The sequence below is a fragment of the Corynebacterium humireducens NBRC 106098 = DSM 45392 genome, assembly GCF_000819445.1.
In the GTDB taxonomy this organism is placed as follows: Bacteria; Actinomycetota; Actinomycetes; order Mycobacteriales; family Mycobacteriaceae; genus Corynebacterium; species Corynebacterium humireducens.
The window spans coordinates 2,055,940-2,079,582 of sequence record NZ_CP005286.1 but is presented as its reverse complement, the minus strand read 5'-3'; the positions used below and the strand labels follow the sequence as shown (position 1 = coordinate 2,079,582).

Below are 23,643 nucleotides of genomic sequence, written 5' to 3'. Positions count from 1 at the left end.
ATACTGCCGGACCCGCGGAAGTGGCCCTTGACCTCACGTACGAGAAGGCGTACGTTTTGAGGTACGGAATCACGTACGTGCGAAGACTCGGAGGGTGAGTGCACGATGGGCACAGTGAGCGCGACCAACGCGCGGGCAAACCTCTACCGCCTGATCGACGAGGTCAACGAGAGTTCTACTCCCGTTACCATCACGGGCCAGCGCGGCAATGCCGTGCTGATCTCGGAGGCTGACTGGGTGGCCGTTCAAGAGACCCTGCACCTGGTCGGTGTTCCCGGACTGGTGGAGTCCGTCCGCCAGGCACGGCTCGAGGGTCACCAGGCTGGAACCACGGAGATTGAGTGGTGACAGCGGAGTGGACTCTGGTCTTTTCCCGACACGCCCACAAGGATGCCAAGAAGCTCGCAGCTGCAGGGCTGAAGGCGAGGACGCAGCAGTTGCTCGAGGTGCTGAGGAAAGACCCCTTCACATCTCCGCCCCGATTCGAGAAGCTCGTGGGGGATCTGGCCGGTGTGTACTCCCGGAGGATCAACATCCAGCACCGATTGCTCTATGAGGTGCATCCGGAAGAACGCGTGGTCCACGTGCTCAGAATGTGGAGCCACTACGAGTGAGGTTGCGCACCACATGACAACACCGCCGCCTCCCCGGTAACGGGGAGGCGGCGGCGTCGATAAGCAGGCGAGAAGCAGACCTAGCCGAAGAACTCCAGCAGAGCCTTGTTCACCTGCTCAGGCACCTCGATGGCGGGGACGTGGGCGCCGGGGGAGACCTTCACGTAGGTGACCGGGCCGGTAACGCCGTCGGCGATCTCCTTGAGGGCCGCCGGGGGAGTGGACTGGTCATCCACGGCGGCCAGGGCGAGCACGGGGACGGTGATCTCGGCGAGGCGTTCGCGGACGTCCCAGTGGGCGAGGGCGTCGGAGCAGGAGGCGTAGCCGGTGCCGCGGGTGGAGGTCACCATGCGGCGGTAGGCGGCGGTGGTGGCGGGGTGTGCCTCCTGGAAACCCTGGGTGAGCCAGAAGTCGATGACGCCGTCGGCCATGGGCTCGAGGCCCTGGGCGCGGGTGAGTTCGGCGCGCGGGTTCCACTTCTCCGGGCCGCCGAAGTAGGCGGCGGTGCACAGGAACGCGGCACTGATCACGCGCGGGGACGTCAGCGCCAGGTACTGCGCGATCGCACCGCCCAGGGACAGGCCGACGACGTGGAACCGGTCGACGCCGAGGGAGTCCAGGGTGGACAGGACGTCGTCGGCGAGGTCGTCGAAGGTGGTCTCCCCGGGGGCGACGTCCGGGTCGGGGGAGAGCCCGTGGCCGCGGTGGTCGAGGGCGATCACGTGGTGGCCGGCGGACAGGGCATCGAGCTGTGGGAGCCACATGTCGGTGGTGGAGGCGATGGAGCCGAGGAAGACGATGGGCTCGCCGCCGTGTTCGGCACCGTGGGAGACGGAGTGGAGGATCATGCCTTAAGCCTCCACCTTCTCGATCACGGCCGCCAGTCCCTGGCCGCCGCCGATGCACATGGTGACCAGGGCGGTCTTCGCGTCGGTGCGCTGCAGCTGGTGGGAGGCGGTGACGAGCATGCGGGCACCGGTGGCGCCGACCGGGTGGCCCAGGGAGATGCCGGAGCCCAGCGGGTTGAGGCGCGGATCATCGGCGGAGATGCCCCACTCGGCCAGGACGGAGAGCGCCTGGGCGGCGAAGGCCTCGTTGAGCTCGATGAGGTCGATGTCGTCGAGGGTCATGCCGAGGCGGTCGAGGACCTTCCTGGTGGCCGGGACCGGGCCGATGCCCATGGTCTCCGGGGCGACGCCGGCGACGGCCCAGCCGCGCAGCACGACGGAGGGGGTCAGGCCCAGCTCCGCGGCGCGGGCGCGGGTGGTGACGATCATGGCGGCGGCGCCGTCGTTCTGGCCGGAGGCGTTGCCGGCCGTGACGGTGGCGTCGGCGTCCTGGCGGCCCATGATGGGGCGCAGCGTCGACAGCTTCTCCAGGGAGGTGCCCGGGCGCGGGTGCTCGTCGGTGTCCACGACGAGCGGCTCACCGCGGCGCTGCGGGATCGTGACCGGCACGATCTCCTCGGCGAAGATGCCGTTCTCCTGCGCGGCGACGGCGCGGGCGTGGGAGGCGACGGACATCTCGTCCTGGGCCTCACGGGTGATGGAGTACTCCTCGCGGAGGTTCTCGGCGGTCTCGATCATGCCGCCGGGGATCGGGTGGTTCTTGCCGCCGGCGGTCTCTCGGGCCTCGGCGAGGCGGTCGCGGAAGACCATGTTGCCGGCCTTCTTGCCCCAGCGGACGTCGGCGTCGACGGTGTACTCGGTGCGGGACATGGACTCGGCGCCACCGGCGATGATGAGGTCCGCGGCGCCGGAGGCGATGTGGGCGGCCGCGGTGGCCACGGCCTGGAGGCCGGAGCCGCAGCGGCGGTCGAGCTGCATGCCGGGGACGGTGTCACCGAGGCCGGCGTCGAGGGCGACGACGCGGCCGAGGGCGGGGGCGGCACCGTTGGGGGAGGCCTGGCCGAGGATGAGGTCGTCGACGTCCTGCGGGTTGAGGCCGGTGCGTTCCATGACTGCCCTGACCACGGTGGCGGCGAGTTCCTGGACGGGCACGGTGGTGAACTGTCCGCCGTAGCCGCCGACGGCGGTGCGCAGCGGGGAGCAGATGACGATGTCGGTGTCAGACAAGGTAGTGGGCCTTTCTAGAAGAGTTCCGTGGCCGCCAGGTCGGCGGTGATGAGTTCGGCGGTGTCGATGAGCGCCGGGAGGAAGCGGTCGTGCAGGTCCTCCAGGTCGTGGACGACGGTCTGCGTCGAGACGTTCACCGCCGCCACCACCCGCCCGGACGGCGAGTACACGGGGGCTGCAAGTGAGCGTAGTCCCGGCTCGAGTTCCTGGTCGACGATGGCGAAGCCCTGCTCCCTGATGCGGGTGAGTTCGGCGCGGAGGGAGGGGACGTCGACAAGCGTGGCGGGCGTGAGGGGCTCGAGCTCGACGTCGGCGAGGTACGCCTCGAGTTCCTCGTCGGGCAGTCCCGCGAGGATGACGCGGCCCATCGAGGTGGCGTACGCGGGGAAGCGGGTGCCGATGGTGATGGACACCGTCATGATCCTGCGCACCGGCACCCGGTTGACGTAGACGACGTCGTTGCCGTCGAGGACGGAGAGGGAGGAGGACTCGCCGATGTGGCGGGACAGTTCCTCCAGGCGCGGCTGCGCGATGGCGGGGAGCCCGAGGCCGGAGAGGTAGCTGTAGCCCAGTTCGAGGACGCGGGGGGCGAGCCAGAACTCGGTGCCGTCGGTGCCTGCGTAGCCCACGGTGACCAGGGTGTGCAGGAAGCGGCGGGCGGTGGCGCGGGCGAGTCCGGTGGACTCGGCGACCTGGGCGAGTGTCTGGCGGGGGTGGTCGGCGTTGAAGGTGCGGATGACCGACAGGCCGCGTACCAGTGACTGGACGTTGGGGGCCTCGGGTGGCGTCATGACCGACTCCTTTCTTGTTCGCAATGTGAACCCTTGTGCAGCAAGTGAACTCCAGTGTACAGTCTGAGTCATGCTTGACAAGACCTTCCCCACTACAGATGCGGCCGTGGCCGATATCCCGGATGGCGCGACGATCGCCGTCGGTGGATTCGGTCTGGTCGGCATCCCCGCCCGCCTCATCGACGCCCTCCGCGAGCAGGGCGCGACCGACCTGACCATCGTCTCCAACAACCTCGGCACCGACGGCTTCGGCCTCGGCCTGCTGCTGGCCGACGGGCGCATCGCCAAGTCGATCGGCTCCTACCTCGGCTCCAACAAGGAGTACGCCCGCCAGTACCTCGCCGGTGAACTCACCGTCGAGTTCACCCCGCAGGGCACCCTCGCCGAGCGCATGCGCGCCGGGGGTGCCGGCATCCCCGCCTTCTACACCACCGCCGGCGTGGGCACCCAGGTCGCCGAGGGCGGCCTGCCGCAGCGTTACAACCCCGACGGCACCGTCGCGGTGTACTCCAAGCCGAAGGAGACCCGCGAGTTCAACGGCCAGCTCTACGTCCTCGAGGAGTCCATCCGCGCCGACTACGCGCTGGTCCACGCCCACAAGGGCGACCGCTACGGCAACCTGGTCTTCAACAGAACGGCCCAGAACTTCAACCCCGACGCCGCGATGAGCGGCAAGGTCACCATCGCGCAGGTGGAGCACCTCGTCGACGTCATCGACCCCGAGGACGTCGACCTGCCCGGCATCTTCGTCGACCGCGTCGTCGAGGTCGGCCCGCAGGAGACCGGCATCGAGAACAGGACGGTGAGCCAGTAATGACCTGGACCAAGGAACAGATGGCCGCGCGCGTCGCGGAGGAGCTCGAGAACGGCCAGTACGTCAACCTCGGCATCGGCATGCCGACCCTCATCCCGGGCTACCTGCCCGAGGGCCTCGAGGTCGTGCTGCACTCCGAGAACGGCATCCTCGGCGTCGGCCCGTACCCGACGGAGGAGACCCTCGACCCGGAGCTCATCAACGCCGGCAAGGAGACCATCACCATCACCGAGGGCGGCTCCTACTTCTCCTCCTCCGACTCCTTCGCCATGATCCGCTCCCGCGCCGTCGACGTCGCCGTCCTCGGCGCGATGGAGGTCTCCCAGTTCGGCGACCTGGCCAACTGGATGATCCCCGGCAAGATGGTCAAGGGCATGGGCGGGGCCATGGACCTCGTCCACGGCGCGCAGAAGATCATCGTCATGATGGACCACACCACCAAGAAGGGCGACTCCAAGCTCCTCCCGGCGTGCGTCCTGCCGCTGACCGGCGCGAAGTGCGTCGACATGATCGTCAGCAACTACGCCGTCTTCACCGTCGACCCGGTCGAGGGCCTCACCCTCCTCCAGTGCGCCGAGGGCGAGACCGTCGAGTCCGTCCGCGCGGTCACCGAGGCGCCCTTCGAGGTCGCTGAGGGACTCTAAGTCCGCCGGGTGCGCAAAGAATGCCGCGAAGCCCCTTTCCGGTACGTGGAGAGGAGGCTTCGCGGCATTCTTTGACGCTTGTCGACGCCCCGGAACCTCCGGGCGGGCCTCGTCGACAAGCATCCTCCCTGTCGCGCGGCCGTGGTTTGACCCGCCGACTACAGTGGGGGAGAACCTGTCCCACCCGCACGAGCGAAGCGAGATAGAAACACCCCATGGCACGCATGCAAGAAAGCGCCGACCTGCTCAAGTGCTCCTTCTGTGGAAAGAGCCAGAAGCAGGTCAAGAAGCTCATCGCCGGCGGAGGCGTGTACATCTGTGACGAGTGCATCGAGCTGTGCAACGAGATCATCGAGGAGGAGCTCGGCGCCGCCCAGGAGGCGGAGCAGAAGGAGGACAAGCTTCCCCGACCCTCCGAGATCTCCGCCTTCCTGGACAAGTACGTCATCGGCCAGGACAAGGCCAAGCGCATCCTCGCCGTCGCGGTGTACAACCACTACAAGCGCATCCGCACGGAGGAGATCGCCGCGACGACCACCTCGCGCCGCAAGAAGGACGACGTGGAGATCGCGAAGTCCAACATCCTCCTGCTGGGCCCCACCGGCTCCGGCAAGACCTACCTGGCGCAGACCCTGGCCCGCATGCTCGACGTGCCCTTCGCCATTGCCGACGCCACCTCCCTCACCGAGGCCGGCTACGTCGGCGAGGACGTGGAGAACATCCTGCTCAAGCTGCTGCAGGCCGCCGACTTCGACGTCCCCCGCGCCCAGCGCGGCATCATCTACGTCGACGAGGTGGACAAGATCTCCCGTAAGTCGGACAACCCCTCGATCACCCGCGACGTCTCCGGCGAGGGTGTGCAGCAGGCCCTGCTGAAGATCCTCGAGGGCACCACCGCCTCGATCCCGCCGCAGGGCGGCCGCAAGCACCCGAACCAGGAGTTCATCCAGCTCGACACCTCCAACATCCTCTTCATCGTGGCCGGCGCCTTCGCCGGTCTGGAGAAGGTCATCCAGGAGCGCGTCGGCAAGAAGGGCCTCGGCTTCGGCGCGGAGATCGAGTCCGCCTCCGACCGGGAGAAGACCGACCTCTTCGAGCAGGTCCGCCCGGAGGACCTGGTGAAGTTCGGCCTCATCCCCGAGTTCATCGGCCGTCTGCCCATCGTCGCCACCGTGGACAACCTCGACCGCGACTCCCTCGTCCAGGTGCTCACCGAGCCGAAGAACTCCCTGGTCAAGCAGTACCAGCGACTCTTCGAGATGGACGACGTCCAGCTCACCTTCTCCGAGGACTCCCTCGGCGTCATCGCCGAGCTCGCCCTCGAGCGCGGCACCGGCGCCCGTGGTCTGCGCGCCATCATGGAGGAGCTCCTCGTCCCGGTGATGTACGACATCCCGGACCGTGACGACGTCGTCGAGGTCGTCATCACCGCCGAGGTCGTCCGCGGCGAGGCGGAGCCGCAGCTCATCCTCGACACCGAGAAGGCCGACGAGGAGAAGGAGACGGCCTAGGTCCCGCTCCTCAGGGATTGCCGGGGCGGAGTTCCCGGAGTCCTGCGATGCGCGAGTGAGAGAGGATCCAGTCCGCTGCGGCGGGGCAGATCCACCGCGCTGTCCGGTCCAGTGCCAGCTGTCTCCTGTCGAGGTAGGAGTCCTCTGCGGGGCGGCTGGCCTGCACCAGGGGTTCATGGTGTGCACATCGGTTTCGCAGCCTGTAGATCAACTCGACTTCCCCGCGGAAGGCAGCCAGTGACGGTGGCGGCGAACCGATCAACGTGGCCTGGAGCTTGGGCCAGACGGTTGTCTGATACCTGCTCGAGAGAAGGAAGAACCAGAAGTCGAAGCTCAACTCCGCGATGATTTTTCCGCTCGGGGCGGGGACAGCATCCGCGCCACCTGCTCTTCTCTGAGCTTTACCGATGGATTTCCTGGCGAGGTGATCGAATGGAATCTGCGTGTTGTTGAACCAGTGCGAGCCATAATGCGGGGAAAGTGCTGAATCCACGCGGTTTCTCAGCAGGACCTCGACATGCTGAATGTCTTCCAGAAGGGCTTTGCTCAGTCGCGTGTTCCACACATAGAGATCTTCGACTGCAGGGTGGAATGCGTACCTGCTCATCCGTGCGCCTGAAAACCAGCTGTTCAAGTCAACCGTGGGGTCGTTGTCGGAGAACGCGTTGTTCGCCATGACTTCAAGTGATACCCTAAATCCGAAGGCCCCGGGTCGATCCCTGCATTTTAGATGTACATCGCCGGGGTCATAGATTTTTCGGGGTGGGGTCCCGCGGACAGAGACACCACCGCCCCGGTCCCCTCTGGTGAGGGGCCGGGGCGGTGGCGTCGACAAGCAGATCAGGAGAACAGCGCCGGCAGCTCCTGGGACAGGACGAAGATGCCCATCACCAGGACGAACACTCCGAAGCCCTTGCGCAGGGCCTGCTCCGGCACGACCTTCGTCAGGCGGGCGCCGATGAGGGCGCCGATGAGCGCCATGCCGGTGACGCCGAGGACCAGCGGCCAGTTGAGCGACACCGTGGTGAGGTAGCCCGCCAGGCCGGCGAAGGACTTCATCGAGATGACCAGCAGCGACGTGCCCACCGCGACCGGCATGCTCAGGCCGCCGAGCAGCGCCAGCGCCGGGACGACGAGGAAGCCGCCGCCCGCGCCGACGAGGCCGGTGACCAGGCCGACGACCAGACCCTCGAGGAGGATCTTGCCCAGCGGGAGCTTCGTCTGTTCGACGGTGTCACGCTTCTTGCGGCCGCGCAGCATGGCGATCGCCGTGGCGATCATCATGACCGCGAACGCGAGCATGAGGATCACGCCGGGGATGTAGCCGCCGGCCAGGCCGCCGAGGAACGCACCCGCCATGCTGGCGGCACCGAAGATGAGTCCGGTGCGCCACTGGACGTTGCCCATGCGGGCGTGCGTCAGGGTCGAGAGGACGGAGGTGGCGCCGACGACGAAGAGCGACGCCGCGATGGCCTCCTTGGGGTCCATCCCCGCCACGTAGATGAGGAGCGGGACCGTGAGGATCGATCCGCCGCCACCGAGCAGACCCAGGGAGAGTCCGATCGCGATGGCGAGGATCAGAACCGCGATGAGGGTTCCGGACACGGCTTACTTCGCGTTCTGGTGGTCGAGGTAACCGAGGTAGGAGCCCTCCAGCTCGTGGATGTCGTAGCCCTTGCGGCGGAGTGCGGAACCGGCGACCGAGTTACGGACACCCGACTGGCAGTAGGTGACGATGGTGCTCTCGCCCGGCTCCGGGAGCTCGTCGAGGTTCCACAGGACGCGGCCGCCGGAGAGCTGGTGGGAGCCCGGGATGTGGCCGTCGGCGTGCTCGGTCTTGTTGCGCAGGTCGAGCAGCATGTCACGGTCGAAGCCCTCGAGGTCGGCCTGGGCCAGGACCTGCGGGGTCATGGTGGGCAGGCCCTCGAAGTCGGTGATGTAGCCGGTCATCTCGTCGATGCCGACGCGCATGAAGTGGTGGCGGTAGTCCTCGGCCTCCGCGGAGTCCTTCGCCAGGACGACCAGGTCGGCGGTGTCGGTCTCCGGGTCGTAGACCCAGGAGCCGTAGGTCGCGGCCTTGTCGATGCCCGGGACGTTGACGGAACCGGCGACCGTGCCCTGGTGGACCTCGGAGTGGTGGCGGGTGTCGACGACGATGGCCTCACCCTTCTCGATGCGGGTCGCCAGCTCGGCGTGGTCGACCTCCGGCAGCGGCTCCAGCGGGTAGCCGAGGACCGCGGGGCCGATCTTGTTCTGGCGCTTCATGCGGCCGAAGTAGGCGTGGGCGTCGGGCTGACCGTCGAGAAGCTCGTCGACGAAGCCCTGCTCGTCGTCGTTCTTCAGGTACGGCGCCCACCAGGCGTAGTTGCGCTCGTAGCCGACGGTGGTCGACGGCAGCGCGCCGAGGGCCTTGCCGCAGGCGGAGCCGGCGCCGTGGGCGGGGTAGACCTGGACGTGGTCCGGCAGCTCGAGGAAGACCTCCTTGAGGCTGCGGAAGATGTCCTTGGCGCCGCCGAAGCGGGTGTCGACGCCGCCGGCGGCCTCGTCGAGCAGGTCCGGGCGGCCGAGGTCGCCGGAGAAGACGAAGTCACCGGAGAGCATGTAGCCCGGGGTGTCGGCGAAGGCGCCGTCGGTGATGAGGAACGAGAGGTGCTCCGGGGTGTGGCCCGGGGTGTGGCGCGCCTCGATGGTGATGTTGCCGATCTTGATGGTGTCGCGGTCGTACATCCGCTCGCCGTCGAAGCCGTACTGCCAGTCCTCGCCGCCCTCGCCGGAGAGGTAGATCTTCGCGCCGGTGGCGGCGGCGAGCTCGCGGGTGCCGGAGAGGTAGTCGGCGTGGATGTGGGTCTCGGTGACCGCGACGATCTTCATTCCGTGGTGGGCGGCCAGGTCGAGGTACTCGGTGATGTCACGGCGGGCGTCGACGACGACCGCGGTGTTCTCCGCCTGGCAGCCGATGAAGTAGCTGGCCTGGGCAAGGTCTTCGTCATAGAAACGTTCGAGCAGCATGGTGAGTCACTCCAGATGGTGTTGGCGGATGAATATTTTTCCGTTTGGTTGTGACACTACCATGCCATATACCCCGGGGGGTATCAAGTGGTTTGGGTGAAAAGCCAGCTCAGGGTGCTTTTATTCTTCTTCTGCAAGGAGCTTTTCGACGTCCCCCATGTCGTCGACCATGTCGCCGCCGACATCGTCGTAGATGCCCAGCCCGGTGCGGGAGTCCTCGTTCGGCAGGTCCGGGGTGAGGTAGCTGCCGTGCCCGCTGTCGGGGATGTTGGCAGTGAGGAAGGACAGCACCGTGTCCACGGCCAGCCGGTGGATGCCCTCGGTGTTCTGCTCGCTGGTGGGGTCGACGTCGACGAGGTTGACCATGAGGTCCCGGTGCGTCACGCGGGTGAAGGCGAGGGAGAGGAGGAGGTAGAAGATGTCCTCCGCGCCGATCCCCGGGCGGAAGGCGCCCGAGTCCTGGCCCTGCATGAGCAGCTTGTCCAGCTGGAGGGAGACGTGTGTCCCCGGAACCAGGTTCGCCAGACTCGTGATGTTGAGCACGCGGTGGAGCCCCTCGTGGACGAGCAGGCGGATCGAGTCCGGGTTCTCGGTCATCGTGAGGTACACCGCATCCACCAGTCGGGTCACCCCTTCGACCGGGACCAGGGTGTCGCTGACGATCTCGTCGGCGTGCGGCTGGAGGCGGTGCGCCGCCTCGGTGAGGCACCGGTGGTAGAGGCCCTTCTTGTCGCCGAAATGGTAGTGGATCATCCGCTTGGACATGCCCGAGAGCCGTGCGATCGAGTCCAGACGGGTCTCCTGGAATCCGAGTTCCGCGAACTGGTGGAGGGCCACGTCAATGACCCCGTCGACGGTGGCTGCGTCGTCGAGTAGGGGCAGGTCGTCGTTGAACATGCGGGGTCGTCCCTCCGGGGGCACGGGTCGGGGTGGAAGGGTCTGGAAGGGGGCGGTGCCGGCGGGTCTGTGCGGGCCGCAACCGGCGCTGTGATCCATCGTGCCTGATGTATCGGTCGGTGGTGGGGCGGTGCGGCTGAGAAGATGCTGGACCACCCGATGTAGCGACGTTCTTCCAGCGGAAACAGCCGGATCTCCGGCGAGGTTACGCCCATCCGGGGGTGGCGGCTCGGAACGGTCTTTGAGGCTAGACTCGCAGGCGTTGATGCATTAGACCGCTCGAAAGGATCCCGCATGACCCAGAACCCCGTGAAGATCGCCGTCACCGGTGCCGCCGGCAACATCGCCTACTCCCTCCTGTGGCGCATCGCCGCAGGTGACGTCTACGGCCGCGACACCCCGATCGAGCTCACCCTCCTCGAGATCCCGGCCGCCGTACGCGGCGCCGAGGGCGTGGCCATGGAGCTCAACGACTCCGCCTTCCCCCTCCTGCGCAACATCACCGTCACCGACAGCGCCGACGTCGCCTTCGACGGCGCCAACGCCGCCTTCCTTGTCGGCGCGAAGCCGCGCGGTGCAGGCGAGGAGCGCGCCGACCTGCTGAAGAACAACGGCGGCATCTTCGGCCCGCAGGGCAGGGCCATCAACGACCGCGCCGCGGACGACGTCCGCGTGCTCGTCGTCGGCAACCCGGCCAACACCAACGCCCTGATCGCCCAGCGCAACGCCCCGGACGTCCCGGCCGAGCGTTTCACCGCGCTGATGCGCCTGGACCACAGCCGTGCGCTGTCCCAGCTGGCCGAGAAGCTCGGCGTGCTCACCACCGACTTCGAGAACGTCGTCGTGTGGGGCAACCACTCCGCGACCCAGTTCCCGGACGTGACCTTCGCCACCGTCAAGGGTGAGCCGGTCATCGAGAAGATCGACCATGACTGGTACGTCAACGAGTTCATCCCGCGCGTCGCGAAGCGTGGCGCCGAGATCATCGAGGTCCGCGGCAAGTCCTCCGCCGCCTCCGCCGCCTCCGCCGCGGTGGACCACATGCGTGACTGGGTCCAGGGCACTGAGCGGTGGGCCTCCGCCGCCCTGCCGTCCGACGGCTCCTACGGCATCGACGAGGGTCTCGTCGCCGGCCTGCCGACCGTCTCCCGCAACGGCTCCTGGGAGATCGTCCAGGGCCTCGAGCTCAACGACTTCCAGCGCGAGATGATCGCCCGGAACGTCGCGGAGCTCAAGGCCGAGCGTGACGCAGTCGCTGACCTGCTTCCTTAGCGCGTCAACTCGCATCCGCCGCCAATCCCGGTAGTGTTCAGGAACATGCGCTTCGGGATTGATTTCGGAACCACCCGTACCGTCATTGCGGCGGTCGACCGGGGAAACTACCCGGTCGTCAACGTCACGGACACGGACGGCGACTCACGGGAGTACATCCCCTCGGTCGTCGCGCTGGATGGTGAACGGTTGGTCGGTGGCTGGGAGGCGCTGGCGGTAGGTGGCCCGACCCTCACCCGCTCCTTCAAGCGTCTGCTGACCTCCCGCACCGTCACCGCGGAGACCCCCGTCCGGCTGGGCAAGGAGGAACGCCCGCTGGGCGACGTGCTGACGACCTTCGCGGACGGCGTTATGCGGCAGCTCCGTGAACACGCCGGCGACGAGGACATCGAGATCGTCCTCGGCGTCCCGGCGAACGCGCGCTCCGCGCAGCGTCTGCTCACCCTCGACGCCTTCACCCGCGCCGGCGCCACCGTCATCGGCATGGTCCACGAGCCCTCCGCCGCCGCCTTCGAGTACACCCACCGTCACGCCCGCACCCTCACCGCCCGCCGTTCCAGCATCATCGTCTACGACCTCGGCGGCGGCACCTTCGACGTGACCCTCATGCGTCTCGACGGCCCCGAGCACATCGTCGAGACCTCCCTCGGCATCTCCCGCCTCGGCGGCGACGACTTCGACGAGGCCCTCGCCGACCTGGCGCTGGCCACCGCCGGCCGCGCCGACGACGTCTTCGGCCGCCGCGCCCGCCAGACGCTTCTCGACGAGGCCCGCACCGCCAAGGAGCAGCTCAAGCCGCAGTCCCGCCGCATCGTCATGGAGCTCGGCGACGAGGACGTCATCGTCCCGGTCTCCGAGTACTACGAGGCGGTCACCCCGCTCGTGGACCAGACCCTCGACGCGATGCAGCCGCTCATCGGCGTGGAGGACTCCCTCGCCGACACCGACATCGCCGGCGTCTACCTCGTCGGCGGCGCCAGCGCCCTGCCGCTCGTCCCGCGCATGCTGCGCGAGCGTTTCGGCCGCCGCGTGCACCGTTCGCCGCTGCCCACCGCCTCCACGGCCGTCGGCCTGGCGATCGCCGCCGACCCGGACTCCCTCTACCACCTCAGCGACCGCCTCTCCCGCGGCATCGGCGTGTTCCGCGAGCGGGACGCCGGCGCGGCCGTCAGCTTCGACGCCCTCGTCGGACCCGAGGCGCAGGCGGAGGCCGACGACACCATCACCGTCACCCGCCGCTACCGCGCCGCCCACAACGTCGGCTGGTTCCGCTACGTGGAGTACTCCGCCCTGGAGTCCGACGCCGAGCAGCCCGGCGACCTCACCCTCCTGGCCGAGGTCATCGTCCCCTTCGACCCGGCGCTCCGCGACCTCTCCGAGGCCGAGCTGGCCGCCGTGCCCGTCGAGCGGTGCGAGGACGGCCCCGAGATCATCGAGACCGTGACGATCGACCCGAACGGCATCGCGTCGATCTGCATCCACTGCCCGGACGACGGCTTCGAGGTCACCGCCACGGTCTCCGTGGCGGGCTGATCACGGGGGCACGTCCGGGAGCGCACCCGCGCCCTCATCGAGCCACAGTGCCACCGAGCGGCCGTCGGCAAGCCGGATCTCCACGTTGGTCCCCTCGGGGCCGCCCAGCACCAGCTGCTTCCCGACGCCCCCGCGTTCCGCCGCGAACCCCCGCACCGCCCGCACCGCCACGATCTCGTCGGCGGGCACCCGGAGCAGCTCCCGCCGCCCCTCCCGCAGCACGAGGTCCGCGCCCAGGTAGTGCGGGTGGACGATCCGCCCGGCGAGGTAGCCCCACAGCAGCGGGATCGAGTACAGCGACGCGATGAGCAGCAGCAGGCGGGCCAGGGGCCAGGGCACCAGCAGCTCGACGGCGACGATCTCGATGACCATCGCCACCGTGAGCATCGCGGGCAGCTGCCACCAGCCGCGCCGGGCGGGCAGGGCCACCGCCCCCTCCGGGACCACCACGCGCCCGCGCCCCAGTCGACACAGGTCGGCCAGGGCGCGGGCCTCGTGGACGAACAGCCGCAGCGCGGGCAGGGCCTGCGTCGGCCGGATCCCCCGCCGCGCGGACCACCACAGCCACGCGTCGAGGCCGGCCACGGCGAGGGCCACAAGGGGAAGTGCCCGCCTCACAGCGCACCCGTCAGTTCCGCCAGCGCCCGGGCCTGGGCCCCACGCGTCGCGACGTCCCGGACACCCAGCGGCACATCCCCCGGGGTGAGGGTGTCGACGACGCCGTGGACCAGTCCGGTGAGCGGGCGCAGCTCGGCGATGAGCTCATCCGCCGCCGCCCCGGTGGGCGCCGTCTCCCCGAGCTCCTCCCACAGGTCCCGCAGCCGCAGCGCCTCCGCGCGGCGCGCCGGGTCCGCGAGGTTGCGGCGCAGCACCTCCCACGTTTCCGCGGTGGCCACGCCACTGAGCCCCATGAGGTCGAGGGCGTCGATCTCCATCCGCGTGTAGTCGTGGTCCCCGAGCAGGTCCCGGATCCCGGAGCGCAGGTCGGCGGGCAGCCCGCGTTCCCCGGCCTGCAGGGCCAGCAGGCGGGAGCGCTGCGCACGGAGGGCGGCGAGCTGGGAGTCGATGCGGGACAGGGCGGCGTCGATAAGGGTGGGGGAGCCGGAACGGATGTCGGCGAGGGTGATGCCGGCGTCGACAAGCGCGCGGACGCGCAGCAGTGCCGCCAGATCGCCGAGACCGTAGTCCCGGTACCCGCCGGCCGTGCGCGGGGGCTCCGGCAGCGCGCCGGAGGCGTGGTAGTGGCGTACGGCACGGACGGAGCAGCCGGCGGCGCGGGCGACCTCGGAGATTCTCATGGCACCAGCATCAACCATGACGTCACGTGAGGGTCAAGCCTGGACATGCAGGGGCTATGATGGTCCGAGTGAACGACCAGACCGAGGGGAAGATGTTGATGGGTAAGAACCGAGCTGACGCACTGCCGAAGTCCTGGGATCCGCAGTCCGTGGAGGCTGAGATCTACCAGGGCTGGGTCGACGCCGGACACTTCACGGCAGACCCGGAGAGTGACAAGCCGGGCTACTCCATCGTGCTCCCGCCGCCGAACGTGACCGGCCAGCTCCACATGGGTCACGCGCTGGACCACACCCTCATGGACGCCCTCGTGCGCCGCAAGCGCATGCAGGGCTACGAGGTGCTGTGGCTGCCGGGCATGGACCACGCGGGCATCGCGACCCAGACGAAGGTCGAGAAGATGCTCAAGCGCACCGAGGGCAAGGACCGTTACGACTACGGCCGTGAGGAGTTCATCGGGAAGGTCTGGGAGTGGAAGGAGGAGTACGGCGGCGCCATCGCCGACCAGATGCGCGCCATCGGTGACTCAGTCGACTGGTCCCGCGAGCGCTTCACCCTCGACGAGGGCCTGTCGCGCGCCGTGCAGACCATCTTCAAGGAGCTCTACGACCGCGGCCTCATCTACCGCGCCAACCGCCTGGTCAACTGGTCCCCGGTGCTCGAGACCGCCGTCTCCGACATCGAGGTCGTCTACAAGGACGTCGAGGGAGAGCTCATCTCCTTCCGCTACGGCTCGATGAACGACGATGAGCCGCACGTCGTCGTCGCCACCACCCGCGTGGAGACCATGCTCGGCGACGTCGCCATCGCCGTCCACCCCGAGGACGAGCGCTACGCCCACCTCGTGGGCACCCGTCTGCCGCACCCCTTCCGCGACGACCTGTCTATGATCGTCGTCGCCGACGACTACGTCGACCCCGAGTTCGGCTCCGGCGCCGTGAAGATCACCCCGGCGCACGACCCGAACGACTACGCCATCGGCCTGCGCCACGACCTCGACATGCCGACGATCATGGACGAGACCGGCCGCATCTGCGATACCGGCACCCAGTTCGACGGCCTGACCCGCGAGGAGGCCCGCGTCGCCGTGCGCGAGGCACTCGCCGAGCAGGGCCGCATCGTCGAGGAGAAGCGCCCCTACCTGCACTCCGTCGGCCACTCCGAGCGCTCCGGCGAAGCCATCGAGCCGCGCCTGTCGCTGCAGTGGTTCGTCAAGGTCGAGGAGCTGGCGAAGATGGCCGGCGACGCCATCCGCGAGGGCGACACCAAGGTGCACCCGCAGACGATGGAGCCCCGCTACTTCGAGTGGGTCGACAACATGCACGACTGGACCATCTCCCGCCAGCTGTGGTGGGGCCACCGCATCCCGATCTGGTACGGCCCGGAGGGCGAGATCGTCTGCGTCGGCCCCGACGAGCAGGCCCCGGAGGGCTACACCCAGGACCCCGACGTCCTGGACACCTGGTTCTCCTCCGCCCTGTGGCCCTTCTCCACGATGGGCTGGCCGGAGAAGACCCCGGAGCTGGCCAAGTTCTTCCCGACGTCCGTGCTGGTCACCGCCTACGACATCCTGTTCTTCTGGGTGGCCCGCATGATGATGTTCGGCACCTTCGCCGCGAAGATCACCCCGGAGATCCTCGGCACCGGCAGGGACGGCCGTCCGCAGGTCCCCTTCACCGACCTCTTCCTCCACGGACTCGTCCGCGACGAGCACGGCCGCAAGATGTCCAAGTCCCTGGGCAACGGCATCGACCCGATGGACTGGGTCCGCGAGTACGGCGCCGACGCCCTGCGCTTCACCCTGGCCCGCGGCGCGAACCCGGGCGTGGACCTGCCGGTCGGCGAGGACGCCGCCCAGTCCTCCCGCAACTTCGCCACCAAGCTCTTCAACGCCACCAAGTTCGCGCTGCTCAACGGCGCCGAGGTGGGCGACCTGCCGCCGCGTGAGGAGCTCACCGACGCCGACCGCTGGATCCTCGACCGCCTCGAGGAGGTCCGCTCCACCGTCGACGCGTTCCTCGACGACTACCAGTTCGCCAAGGCCAACGAGGAGCTCTACCACTTTGCGTGGGACGAGGTCTGCGACTGGTACCTGGAGATCGCCAAGACCCAGATCCCGCGCGACGGCGAGACCCGCCAGGGCGCCAACACCCAGCTGGTCCTCGGCCGCGTCCTCGACGTCGTCCTGCGCCTGCTGCACCCGGCGATGCCCTTCGTCACCGAGGTGCTGTGGAAGGCCCTGACGGAGAAGGAGACCATCGTCACCGCCCCGTGGCCCACCGCCGCGGACACCAACGACGGTGCCGCCACCGACGAGGTCGCCGTCCGCCGCATCGCCGACGCCGAGAAGCTCGTCACCGAGATCCGCCGCTTCCGTTCCGACCAGGGCGTCAAGCCCTCCCAGCCGGTCCCGGCCGCCATCGACTTCGCCGCCGCCGACCTGCAGAACCAGGAGGACCTGGTCCGCGCCCTGGCCCGGGTCACCGCCCCGGAGGAGGGCTTCGAGGAGTCCGCCTCCATCGAGCTGCGCCTCTCCCAGGCCACCATCTCCGTGGCGCTGGACACCTCCGGCACCGTCGACGTCGAGGCGGAGCGCAAGCGACTCGAGAAGGACCTCGCCGCCGCCCACAAGGAGCTCGAGGGCACCGCCAAGAAGCTCGGCAACGAGGCGTTCCTGGCGAAGGCGCCGGAGGCGGTCGTCAACAAGATCCGCACCCGTCAGCAGGTCGCCCAGGAGGAGGTCGAGCGCATCACCGCCCGTCTGGAGGCCCTCAAGTGACCGCCGACGACCGGCACGACGAGATCGAGGACATCCTCAACAACGCCGCCGACGACGAGGACCTCGAGGACCTGGAGGACCTCGCCGACGTCAACGACGCCGTCGAGATCACCGACCAGGGCCTGAAGCTGAACATCGAGCTCGGCGACGTCGAGAAGCCGCAGCCGGTGGAGATCACCCCGGAGGACCTCGCGGAACTCGCCGCCGTCGAGGCGGAGCTGGACACCCGCTGGCCCGAGACCAAGATCGACCCCTCGCTCGAGCGGATCGAGATGCTCATGGACCTGCTGGGCTCCCCGCAGAACTCCTTCCCGGCGATCCACGTGTCCGGCACCAACGGCAAGACGTCGACGGTGCGGATGATCGAGTCGCTGCTCCGCGCCTTCCACCGCCGCACCGGCCGCACGACCAGCCCGCACCTGCAGCTGGTCACCGAACGCATCGGCATCGACGGCCTCCCGATCCACCCGCGCGACTACGTCCGCCTGTGGCGCGAGATCCAGCCCTACGTCGAGCTTGTCGACGAGAAGACCGGCATCCGCATGTCCAAGTTCGAGGTGCTCACCGCCCTCGCGTACGCCGCCTTCGCGGACGCCCCCGTCGAGGTCGCCGTCGTCGAGGTCGGCATGGGCGGCACGTGGGACGCCACGAACGTCATCCAGTCGGACGTGGCCGTCATCATGCCCGTCGGCATGGACCACACCGACTACCTCGGCGACACCATCGAGGAGATCGCCGCGGAGAAGGCCGGCATCATCAAGTCCCGCTGGGACACCGACGACCTGCTCAGCCCGCCGGACAACGTCGCGATCGTCGCCGAGCAGGACCCCGCCGCCATGCAGGTCATCCTGCAGCGCGCCGTCGAGGTGGACGCCGCCGTCGCCCGCGCCGGAGCCGAGTTCGGTGTCGTCTCCGCCGCCGTGGCCGTCGGCGGGCAGCAGCTGACCCTGCGTGGCCTGGGCGGCGAGTACGAGGACATCTTCCTGCCGCTCTCCGGCGAGCACCAGGCCCGCAACGCCGCCGTGGCGCTCGCTGCGGTGGAGGCCTTCTTCGGGGCCGGCGCCGGCCGTCCGCTCGACATCGCGACGGTGCGCAACGGTTTCGCGCAGGTGCAGTCCCCGGGCCGCCTTGAGCGCGTCCGCACCTCGCCGACCACCTTCATCGACGCCGCCCACAACCCGCACGGCGCCGCTGCCCTCGGTGCCGCCCTGGACCGTGACTTCGAGTTCAACCGCCTCATCGGCGTCGTCGGCGTCCTCGACGACAAGGACGCCCGCGGTATCCTGGTGGCCCTGGAGCCCTACCTCTCCGAGGTGGTCATCACGCAGAACTCCAGCCCCCGTGCCCTCGACGCGTACGATCTGGCGGAGCACGCCCGTGAGATCTTCGGTGAGGAGCGCGTCCACGTCGACGACGACCTCGCCGGGGCCTACGCGCTGGCCGTGGAGCTGGCCGAGGACGCGGACATCCAGTCGGGTGCCGGAGTCGTCGTCACCGGTTCCGTGGTCACCGCGGGCGAGGCACGCACACTGTTCGGAAAGGACCCCGCATGAGTCGTACCCCCGCAGACCAGCCCGAGGTCAGCCCCCTCGGCCCCGGCCACGCCCCGGAGAAGGACCCGATGAAGGGCATCCGTGGCGTCATGGCCGGCACGCTGTTCCTCGAGGCGATCACCATCCTGCTCATCCTCACCGTGATCCTCAAGGTCAACGACGGCGCCTACTGGACGACCTTCAACTGGGTGTTCATCACTGTCGTCGGTGTGGCGCACGTCCTGATGTCCGGTCTGCAGCGGTTCAGCTGGGCCCTGCCGGTCAACCTGGCGCTGCAGGTCATCCTGCTGGTGGGCGGCTTCTTCGTCCACTACTCCGCGGTGATGGTGGCGATCATCTTCATCATCGTGTGGTGGTACCTGCTGCATCTGCGTTCCACGCTCATCGAGCGCATGAAGCGCGGTTGGCTGACCACGCAGCACCTGTAGGGCCGCCAACCAATACGTACCGCGAGGCCCCTCCCCGCACACCGGGGGAGGGGCCTCGCGGCATCTTCCGGTTGCCGCACGGAACCTTCCCGGGTCCGGCGGAGTCTAAGAGGACATGGTTCACCTACCCACCGGACGCTCCATCTTCACCACCAGGGAGCTCGCCGACGCCGACATCAGCCCCCCAGAACATCCGGACCCTGGTCCGCCGCGGAACGCTGCACCGCGTCGTCCCGGGTCTGTACACCACCTCCCGGCCGCACGGGAAGTTCCTCCTCCGCGCCCTGCAGCATCAGCGGCCCGACCTCGTGTTCACCGGGATGACCGCCGGGCAGCTGCGGAACGGCCACCGGATCACCACCCCGGTCACCGTGCTCGTGGCCCGCAACAGGACCTTCCGGTCCACCGGTCTGGTCACGGTCATCCGGGCGGCGCACCGCCCGTGGGAGCTCATGGACGGGCTGCGGGTGGCCACCCCGCTCCGCGCCGCCCGTGACATCCCCGAGAGCAGGAGCCAGTACGCGGTGGGGCTGATTGAACGGCACTACACGGGACGCGACGCCCGCGGGAGGCTGGAGAAGGACCTGGGTGACTTCGGCAGGGTGCCGAAGGTGCTGCGGGAGCGGGTGAACCGGGCGTCGACAGGCACGGACTCCGAGACGGAGCGCGTGCTCTTCCGGGCGCTGCGGCGGCGTGGTTACGCCTTCGAGAACAACCGGCTCATCGGCAACTACTTCCGGGACGGCGTGTACGAGCCGGCGAAGCTGATCGTGGAGGTCCACGGTCACCGTCACCACAACGCCATCGACGTGCAGATCAAGGACTACTGGAAGGCCAACGACGCCACCGCCCGCGGGTACCGGCACCTGAGCTTCTCCGACATCTGTGTCGACCTGCACCTGGAGAGGGTGGTCGACTTCATCGTCGCGGTGATCCGGGGTGAGGAGCGGGAGGTGGAGCTGATGGGGCGGTGGCACGTGGTGTGGAGGCAGCCGGGCGCGATCGGGATGCGTTGATCGTGCAGCGAGGGGCGTCCCCGCCTGCCTCCGGCGCGACGCTAGCGCGACAGCAGCGGGTGCCCGGACGCGATGGACACGCGGTTGAAGGCGTTGATCATGATGATCGACCACTCCAGGGCCGCGACCTGTTCCTCGGCGAATACCTGGCAGGCGGGCAGGGCGGCGCGGGAGTTGTCCCGGTCCTTGGGCAGGAGGGTGAGGGTCTCGGCGAGTTCGAGGGCGGCCTTCTCCTTCTCGGTGAATTCGTCGACCATGCGCCAGGCGGGCAGGGCGTCGAGTTTGTTCTCGGGGACGCCGGCCTTGCGGGCGGCGGGGACGTGGATGGACAGGCAGGTGCCGCAGCCGTTGATCTGGCTCACGCGGACGGCGATGAGTTCGATGAGGGACTTGGGCAGGTCGACGTCCGGGTAGAGCATGGTGAGCTTCCGGGACACCTCGGTCAGTGACTTGTAGACCTCGGGGTAGAACTTGTCGAGGTAGGGGGCCTTGCGGGTCATCGGAGCTCCTTCTGCAGCCAGGTGATGTCGGCGGGGGTGGGCTTGCGCCAGGTGTGGTCGTGGTCGTTCTTCTCCAGCCAACCACGAACGAAGGGACAGATCGCGACGATCGGCAGATCCGTCTGCGCGAGTGCATCGGAGATGAGCTGGCCGGCGAGTCCGCGGCCGCCGAATTCGGGGGTGACCTCGGTGTGGTAGAAGAGTCTTTCTCCGTCGTGGTCGCGGTAGTCGGTGTGGCCGACGCGTTGTCCGTCGGCGTGGATGATGAACTGGTTGTGTCCGTGGGTGACCATTCAGATCCTCTCGTCGGGGCGGGCGATGGGGGCGGGGTTCTTCCGTGGGCGGATGCTGGCGTGCGGCAGCGCCGGGGCGGGCAGGCGGCTGAGACCGGCGGGGTCGCGGCCGATGTAGCCCTCGGTGACGCCGAAGCGTTCGTCCTCGTCCTGCCATTCCTGGCGGTACTGCTCGATCTCCTCGTAGGTGCGGCCGATGAAGTTCCACCACATGATGATCTCCTCCTCGAAGGGTTCGCCTCCGATGAGCAGCATGCGGGCTTCGGTGGAGCCGTTGTTGCGGATGCGCAGCCGTTCCTCGCCGATGCCGGTGTACGCCAGTTCGCTGGGGGCGACGGTGACGTCCTCGAGGTCGACGTCGCCGGCGTCGACAAGCAGTCCGTGCTCGAAGGTGGGGCCCACGTCGATGCTTATCGACGCCCCCGCCTCCAGCCGCAGCTCCGCCCCCACGAGGGGGCTGAAGGTGGGGACGGGGGAGGTGTAGCCGAGGAGGGAGCCGAGGAAGACGAGGGCGCGGGCGCCGTCGAGGAGCACGGGTTCGGGGGCGTGGTGGTCGAAGCGGCGGGGGCCGTGGCGGTGGGCGTCGGGAAGCACGGTCCACAGCTGGACGCCGTGGAGGGTGGTCGTGGCCTGGGTGGTGACCTCCGAGTGGCAGATGCCGGCGCCGGCGGTCATGAGGTTGACCTCGCCGGGGCGGACGACGGCGTGGTGGTCGCCGGAGTCGTGGTGGGTGATGGTGCCCTCGAAGAGCCAGGACACGGTCTGCAGCCCGGTGTGGGGGTGCGGGGCGACGTCCATGCCGCCGGTGACGGAGACGTCGTCGGGGCCGTAGTGGTCGACGAAGCACCACGCGCCGATGAGGCTGCGCTGACGCTGGGGGAGGGTGCGGCGGACGGTCATGGCGCGGGGGCCGCCGAGGGGGACCGCGCGGGAGGTGATGATCTCCACCTTGGCACCGTCGGTGCAGTGCGGGGTGGTCGGGGAGAGGACGAGCTCCTCCGAGTTCTGTTCGGTGACGGACATGAGGCCACTTTACCAGAGAAGATGTTGACATGTACCCAACCATTGACCGCACTAGGCTGGCGCCATGCGTGCTCTCTACCTCGGACTCGCCGCCGCCCTGTGCGTGGCGGCGCTCGTGTTCAAGTTCTCCGGCGCCCCCAACCTCACCTCCGTCATCGCACTGCTGCTCGCCGGGGCCTTCCTGGTCCTCGGCCTCAAGGCCGCGGCAGCCGGGCGGGAGGCCGCGCCGATCGAACTCGACGAGGAGAAGCGCACCACCCTCCGCGGCATGCTCGACCGCGGCGACGAGGGTGCAGCCGTCCGCCAGGTCCAGCTGTGGTTCCGCGACGCCACGCCCGAGACGGCCCGCGCGGCGGTGCAGGAACTGAAGTGACGCGGGTCCCACAGCCTTCCCGCGCCCCGGGGAGGGGACTCCGGTACACTCTCCAACCATGACTGAACGCACTCTCATCCTCATCAAGCCGGACGGCGTCAAGAACGGCCACGTCGGCGAGATCATCGCCCGCATCGAGCGCAAGGGCCTCAAGCTCGCCGCTCTGGACCTGCGCGTCGCGGACCGCGCCACCGCCGAGCAGCACTACGCCGAGCACGCCGACAAGCCCTTCTTCGGCGAGCTCGTCGAGTTCATCACCTCCGCTCCGCTGGTCGCCGGCATCGTCGAGGGCGAGCGTGCCATCGAGGCATGGCGTCAGCTGGCCGGCGGCACCGACCCGGTCTCCAAGGCCACCCCGGGCACCATCCGCGGTGACTTCGCCCTGACCGTCGGCGAGAACGTCGTCCACGGCTCCGACTCCCCGGAGTCCGCCGAGCGCGAGATCAACATCTGGTTCCCGAACCTCTAGGGTTCCGGCAGGGCCGCATCCCCGTCACGGGGGTGCGGCCCTTCGTCATCTCCGGGACAGTTCCGTGAGCACCCGCACCCCCACGGGGGTCAGCTCCACCAGGTGCCGGGAGATGTCGGCGCCGGCGTCGACGGTGCTCACCGACACCAGTCCGTCGCGTTCCAGGTCCCCCACCTCGGCCCTGAGCTTCCCGACGTCCCGCCCCAGTTCCTTCGCCAGCAGCCACGTGCGCGCCCGGATACCGTCGACGGCCCCCATGTCGGCCAACGCACGGATCACGTCGCGGTGTTCGTCGGCGGTGGTGAGGCGGGGGAGGGTGGCGTCGGCAAGCGACGTCGACTCCAGCACCTTCTGCGCGCGGCGCCGCCCCATCGCGGCGGTCCGGCGGTTCGCGGCGCGGAAACTCAGCATCATGAGGCCGGAGACACCCAGGAAGTACAGCGGCCACCCGGCTCCCCCGACCCAGGTGCCGGGAATGAACACCAGCGCGCCGGGTACGAGCAGGCGCAGATGGTCCCGGCGGGTGAAGTCCGTGTCGGCGGTGGTCTTCATGTCCAGCCCCGGGGACCACGCGTCCCGCGGCAACGCCACCAGGGCGATTCCGGCGGCGACGATGAACACCACCAGCGCAGCCAGGAACATTTCCATGTGGATGAGCGTGAACACCGCGCCGATGCCGAAGCTGAACGGAACCGTCGCCCGGGCGGGGAACAGGGAGCTGCGCATGTCCGCCACCGTAGCGGAACCTGCCCG

At 68.8% G+C, this 23,643-nt stretch carries 26 protein-coding genes; 13 read left to right on the top strand and 13 right to left on the bottom strand.

All coding sequences use genetic code 11. The features are described from left to right. The first annotated feature begins 114 nt into the window (after positions 1-114). Both B842_RS10260 and B842_RS10255 read left to right on the top strand, forming a co-directional pair. Complete coding sequence (locus tag B842_RS10260) at positions 115-348, top strand: type II toxin-antitoxin system Phd/YefM family antitoxin (RefSeq protein ID WP_428839097.1); 234 nt, start codon at positions 115-117, stop codon at positions 346-348. Beyond that, positions 342-614, top strand: coding sequence for a Txe/YoeB family addiction module toxin (locus tag B842_RS10255; protein WP_211257054.1), 273 nt, complete (start codon positions 342-344; stop codon positions 612-614). The genes B842_RS10260 and B842_RS10255 overlap by 7 nt, the downstream gene beginning before the upstream one ends. A gap of 80 nt (positions 615-694) precedes the next feature. On the opposite strand, the gene B842_RS10250 is transcribed toward B842_RS10255, so the two are convergent. Genes B842_RS10250 through B842_RS10240 form a run of 3 tightly spaced genes read right to left on the bottom strand, consistent with a single transcriptional unit; the run spans position 695 to position 3,480 of the window. Continuing rightward, positions 695-1,462: an alpha/beta fold hydrolase gene (locus tag B842_RS10250; RefSeq protein ID WP_040086521.1), complete on the bottom strand. Its 768-nt coding sequence runs from the start codon at positions 1,460-1,462 to the stop codon at positions 695-697. A gap of 3 nt (positions 1,463-1,465) precedes the next feature. After that, positions 1,466-2,689, bottom strand: a complete 1,224-nt coding sequence (locus B842_RS10245; protein ID WP_040086519.1) for an acetyl-CoA C-acetyltransferase — start codon at positions 2,687-2,689, stop codon at positions 1,466-1,468. Between the two features lie 14 nt (positions 2,690-2,703). Then, positions 2,704-3,480: an IclR family transcriptional regulator domain-containing protein gene (locus B842_RS10240; protein WP_040086518.1), complete on the bottom strand. Its 777-nt coding sequence runs from the start codon at positions 3,478-3,480 to the stop codon at positions 2,704-2,706. A 70-nt stretch (positions 3,481-3,550) separates the two neighbouring features. On the opposite strand from B842_RS10240, the gene B842_RS10235 reads away from it, so the two are divergent. The 3 genes from B842_RS10235 (at position 3,551) to clpX (ending at position 6,449) form a co-directional block, all read left to right on the top strand. Then, the gene (locus B842_RS10235; protein ID WP_040086516.1) at positions 3,551-4,294 is read left to right on the top strand and encodes a CoA transferase subunit A; all 744 of its coding nucleotides are present in this window, start codon (positions 3,551-3,553) and stop codon (positions 4,292-4,294) included. Beyond that, positions 4,294-4,938: a 3-oxoacid CoA-transferase subunit B gene (locus B842_RS10230; RefSeq protein WP_040086514.1), complete on the top strand. Its 645-nt coding sequence runs from the start codon at positions 4,294-4,296 to the stop codon at positions 4,936-4,938. The genes B842_RS10235 and B842_RS10230 overlap by 1 nt, the downstream gene beginning before the upstream one ends. A 215-nt stretch (positions 4,939-5,153) precedes the next feature. Beyond that, entirely contained in the window at positions 5,154-6,449 is a 1,296-nt protein-coding gene (gene clpX, locus B842_RS10225) for an ATP-dependent Clp protease ATP-binding subunit ClpX (protein WP_040086513.1), read from the top strand. 10 nt (positions 6,450-6,459) lie between these two features. Here clpX and B842_RS10220 read toward each other — a convergent pair whose 3' ends face one another. The 4 genes from B842_RS10220 to B842_RS10205 all read right to left on the bottom strand — a co-directional run bounded on the left by B842_RS10220 (position 6,460) and on the right by B842_RS10205 (position 10,355). After that, the gene (locus B842_RS10220) at positions 6,460-7,125 is read right to left on the bottom strand and encodes an Abi family protein (protein WP_040086512.1); all 666 of its coding nucleotides are present in this window, start codon (positions 7,123-7,125) and stop codon (positions 6,460-6,462) included. Between the two features lie 164 nt (positions 7,126-7,289). Next, the gene (locus tag B842_RS10215) at positions 7,290-8,054 is read right to left on the bottom strand and encodes a sulfite exporter TauE/SafE family protein (protein ID WP_082028432.1); all 765 of its coding nucleotides are present in this window, start codon (positions 8,052-8,054) and stop codon (positions 7,290-7,292) included. 3 nt (positions 8,055-8,057) lie between these two features. Next, positions 8,058-9,458 carry an MBL fold metallo-hydrolase gene (locus B842_RS10210; RefSeq protein WP_040086511.1) on the bottom strand — a complete coding sequence of 467 codons (1,401 nt, stop codon included), beginning with the start codon at positions 9,456-9,458 and terminating at the stop codon, positions 8,058-8,060. Positions 9,459-9,578: 120 nt separating this feature from the next. Further along, a complete protein-coding gene (locus tag B842_RS10205) occupies positions 9,579-10,355 on the bottom strand; it encodes a TetR/AcrR family transcriptional regulator (RefSeq protein WP_052437884.1) in 777 nt (258 codons plus the stop codon). Between the two features lie 294 nt (positions 10,356-10,649). Here B842_RS10205 and B842_RS10200 point away from each other — a divergent pair, with 294 nt between their 5' ends. Together B842_RS10200 and B842_RS10195 are read left to right on the top strand one after the other, a co-directional pair. Next, positions 10,650-11,627 (top strand): malate dehydrogenase, encoded by a 978-nt coding sequence (locus B842_RS10200; RefSeq protein WP_040086509.1) that lies wholly within the window; start codon positions 10,650-10,652, stop codon positions 11,625-11,627. A gap of 45 nt (positions 11,628-11,672) precedes the next feature. After that, positions 11,673-13,160, top strand: a complete 1,488-nt coding sequence (locus B842_RS10195) for an Hsp70 family protein (RefSeq protein WP_040086507.1) — start codon at positions 11,673-11,675, stop codon at positions 13,158-13,160. Here B842_RS10195 and B842_RS13260 read toward each other — a convergent pair whose 3' ends face one another. Beyond that, the gene (locus B842_RS13260; RefSeq protein WP_052437883.1) at positions 13,161-13,757 is read right to left on the bottom strand and encodes a hypothetical protein; all 597 of its coding nucleotides are present in this window, start codon (positions 13,755-13,757) and stop codon (positions 13,161-13,163) included. A 17-nt stretch (positions 13,758-13,774) separates the two neighbouring features. Next, positions 13,775-14,458 (bottom strand): MerR family transcriptional regulator, encoded by a 684-nt coding sequence (locus B842_RS10185; protein ID WP_040086506.1) that lies wholly within the window; start codon positions 14,456-14,458, stop codon positions 13,775-13,777. Positions 14,459-14,517: 59 nt separating this feature from the next. On the opposite strand from B842_RS10185, the gene B842_RS10180 reads away from it, so the two are divergent. The 4 genes from B842_RS10180 (at position 14,518) to B842_RS10165 (ending at position 20,232) form a co-directional block, all read left to right on the top strand. Further along, positions 14,518-17,235, top strand: coding sequence for a valine--tRNA ligase (locus B842_RS10180; RefSeq protein WP_040087594.1), 2,718 nt, complete (start codon positions 14,518-14,520; stop codon positions 17,233-17,235). A gap of 107 nt (positions 17,236-17,342) precedes the next feature. Next, the gene (gene folC / locus B842_RS10175) at positions 17,343-18,788 is read left to right on the top strand and encodes a bifunctional tetrahydrofolate synthase/dihydrofolate synthase (protein WP_373277284.1); all 1,446 of its coding nucleotides are present in this window, start codon (positions 17,343-17,345) and stop codon (positions 18,786-18,788) included. Beyond that, positions 18,785-19,216 carry a DUF4233 domain-containing protein gene (locus tag B842_RS10170; RefSeq protein WP_040086504.1) on the top strand — a complete coding sequence of 144 codons (432 nt, stop codon included), beginning with the start codon at positions 18,785-18,787 and terminating at the stop codon, positions 19,214-19,216. Before folC ends, B842_RS10170 begins: the two co-directional genes overlap by 4 nt. A 320-nt stretch (positions 19,217-19,536) precedes the next feature. Further along, positions 19,537-20,232 (top strand): DUF559 domain-containing protein, encoded by a 696-nt coding sequence (locus B842_RS10165; protein ID WP_156119502.1) that lies wholly within the window; start codon positions 19,537-19,539, stop codon positions 20,230-20,232. 41 nt (positions 20,233-20,273) lie between these two features. Here B842_RS10165 and B842_RS10160 read toward each other — a convergent pair whose 3' ends face one another. The 3 genes from B842_RS10160 to B842_RS10150 are packed head-to-tail and all read right to left on the bottom strand — an operon-like array spanning position 20,274 to position 22,048. Beyond that, positions 20,274-20,732 carry a carboxymuconolactone decarboxylase family protein gene (locus B842_RS10160; protein WP_040086501.1) on the bottom strand — a complete coding sequence of 153 codons (459 nt, stop codon included), beginning with the start codon at positions 20,730-20,732 and terminating at the stop codon, positions 20,274-20,276. Then, entirely contained in the window at positions 20,729-21,025 is a 297-nt protein-coding gene (locus B842_RS10155; RefSeq protein WP_040086500.1) for a GNAT family N-acetyltransferase, read from the bottom strand. The genes B842_RS10160 and B842_RS10155 overlap by 4 nt, the downstream gene beginning before the upstream one ends. Beyond that, positions 21,026-22,048: a pirin family protein gene (locus B842_RS10150; protein WP_040086499.1), complete on the bottom strand. Its 1,023-nt coding sequence runs from the start codon at positions 22,046-22,048 to the stop codon at positions 21,026-21,028. It abuts the gene before it with no gap. Between the two features lie 64 nt (positions 22,049-22,112). Here B842_RS10150 and B842_RS10145 point away from each other — a divergent pair, with 64 nt between their 5' ends. Together B842_RS10145 and ndk are read left to right on the top strand one after the other, a co-directional pair. Next, positions 22,113-22,421: a hypothetical protein gene (locus B842_RS10145; protein ID WP_040086497.1), complete on the top strand. Its 309-nt coding sequence runs from the start codon at positions 22,113-22,115 to the stop codon at positions 22,419-22,421. 58 nt (positions 22,422-22,479) lie between these two features. Beyond that, positions 22,480-22,890: a nucleoside-diphosphate kinase gene (gene ndk, locus B842_RS10140; protein ID WP_040086496.1), complete on the top strand. Its 411-nt coding sequence runs from the start codon at positions 22,480-22,482 to the stop codon at positions 22,888-22,890. 45 nt (positions 22,891-22,935) lie between these two features. Here the strand turns inward: ndk and B842_RS10135 are convergent, their stop codons facing one another. After that, on the bottom strand, positions 22,936-23,616 hold the full coding sequence (locus tag B842_RS10135; protein ID WP_040086495.1) for a hypothetical protein: 681 nt from the start codon (positions 23,614-23,616) through the stop codon (positions 22,936-22,938). Positions 23,617-23,643: the final 27 nt, after the last annotated feature.

Excerpts from the sequence above, each read along its gene's own strand:
- B842_RS10250 (WP_040086521.1), bottom strand. The coding sequence starts at position 1,462 with ATGATCCTCCACTCCGTCTCCCACGGTGCCGAACACGGCGGCGAGCCC.
- B842_RS10240 (WP_040086518.1), bottom strand. The coding sequence starts at position 3,480 with ATGACGCCACCCGAGGCCCCCAACGTCCAGTCACTGGTACGCGGCCTG.
- B842_RS10235 (WP_040086516.1), top strand. The coding sequence starts at position 3,551 with ATGCTTGACAAGACCTTCCCCACTACAGATGCGGCCGTGGCCGATATC.
- B842_RS10230 (WP_040086514.1), top strand. The coding sequence starts at position 4,294 with ATGACCTGGACCAAGGAACAGATGGCCGCGCGCGTCGCGGAGGAGCTC.
- clpX (WP_040086513.1), top strand. The coding sequence starts at position 5,154 with ATGGCACGCATGCAAGAAAGCGCCGACCTGCTCAAGTGCTCCTTCTGT.
- B842_RS10220 (WP_040086512.1), bottom strand. The coding sequence starts at position 7,125 with ATGGCGAACAACGCGTTCTCCGACAACGACCCCACGGTTGACTTGAAC.
- B842_RS10210 (WP_040086511.1), bottom strand. The coding sequence starts at position 9,458 with ATGCTGCTCGAACGTTTCTATGACGAAGACCTTGCCCAGGCCAGCTAC.
- B842_RS10205 (WP_052437884.1), bottom strand. The coding sequence starts at position 10,355 with ATGTTCAACGACGACCTGCCCCTACTCGACGACGCAGCCACCGTCGAC.
- B842_RS10200 (WP_040086509.1), top strand. The coding sequence starts at position 10,650 with ATGACCCAGAACCCCGTGAAGATCGCCGTCACCGGTGCCGCCGGCAAC.
- B842_RS10195 (WP_040086507.1), top strand. The coding sequence starts at position 11,673 with ATGCGCTTCGGGATTGATTTCGGAACCACCCGTACCGTCATTGCGGCG.
- B842_RS10185 (WP_040086506.1), bottom strand. The coding sequence starts at position 14,458 with ATGAGAATCTCCGAGGTCGCCCGCGCCGCCGGCTGCTCCGTCCGTGCC.
- B842_RS10180 (WP_040087594.1), top strand. The coding sequence starts at position 14,518 with ATGGTCCGAGTGAACGACCAGACCGAGGGGAAGATGTTGATGGGTAAG.
- B842_RS10170 (WP_040086504.1), top strand. The coding sequence starts at position 18,785 with ATGAGTCGTACCCCCGCAGACCAGCCCGAGGTCAGCCCCCTCGGCCCC.
- B842_RS10165 (WP_156119502.1), top strand. The coding sequence starts at position 19,537 with ATGACCGCCGGGCAGCTGCGGAACGGCCACCGGATCACCACCCCGGTC.
- B842_RS10160 (WP_040086501.1), bottom strand. The coding sequence starts at position 20,732 with ATGACCCGCAAGGCCCCCTACCTCGACAAGTTCTACCCCGAGGTCTAC.
- B842_RS10155 (WP_040086500.1), bottom strand. The coding sequence starts at position 21,025 with ATGGTCACCCACGGACACAACCAGTTCATCATCCACGCCGACGGACAA.
- B842_RS10150 (WP_040086499.1), bottom strand. The coding sequence starts at position 22,048 with ATGTCCGTCACCGAACAGAACTCGGAGGAGCTCGTCCTCTCCCCGACC.
- B842_RS10145 (WP_040086497.1), top strand. The coding sequence starts at position 22,113 with ATGCGTGCTCTCTACCTCGGACTCGCCGCCGCCCTGTGCGTGGCGGCG.
- ndk (WP_040086496.1), top strand. The coding sequence starts at position 22,480 with ATGACTGAACGCACTCTCATCCTCATCAAGCCGGACGGCGTCAAGAAC.
- B842_RS10135 (WP_040086495.1), bottom strand. The coding sequence starts at position 23,616 with ATGCGCAGCTCCCTGTTCCCCGCCCGGGCGACGGTTCCGTTCAGCTTC.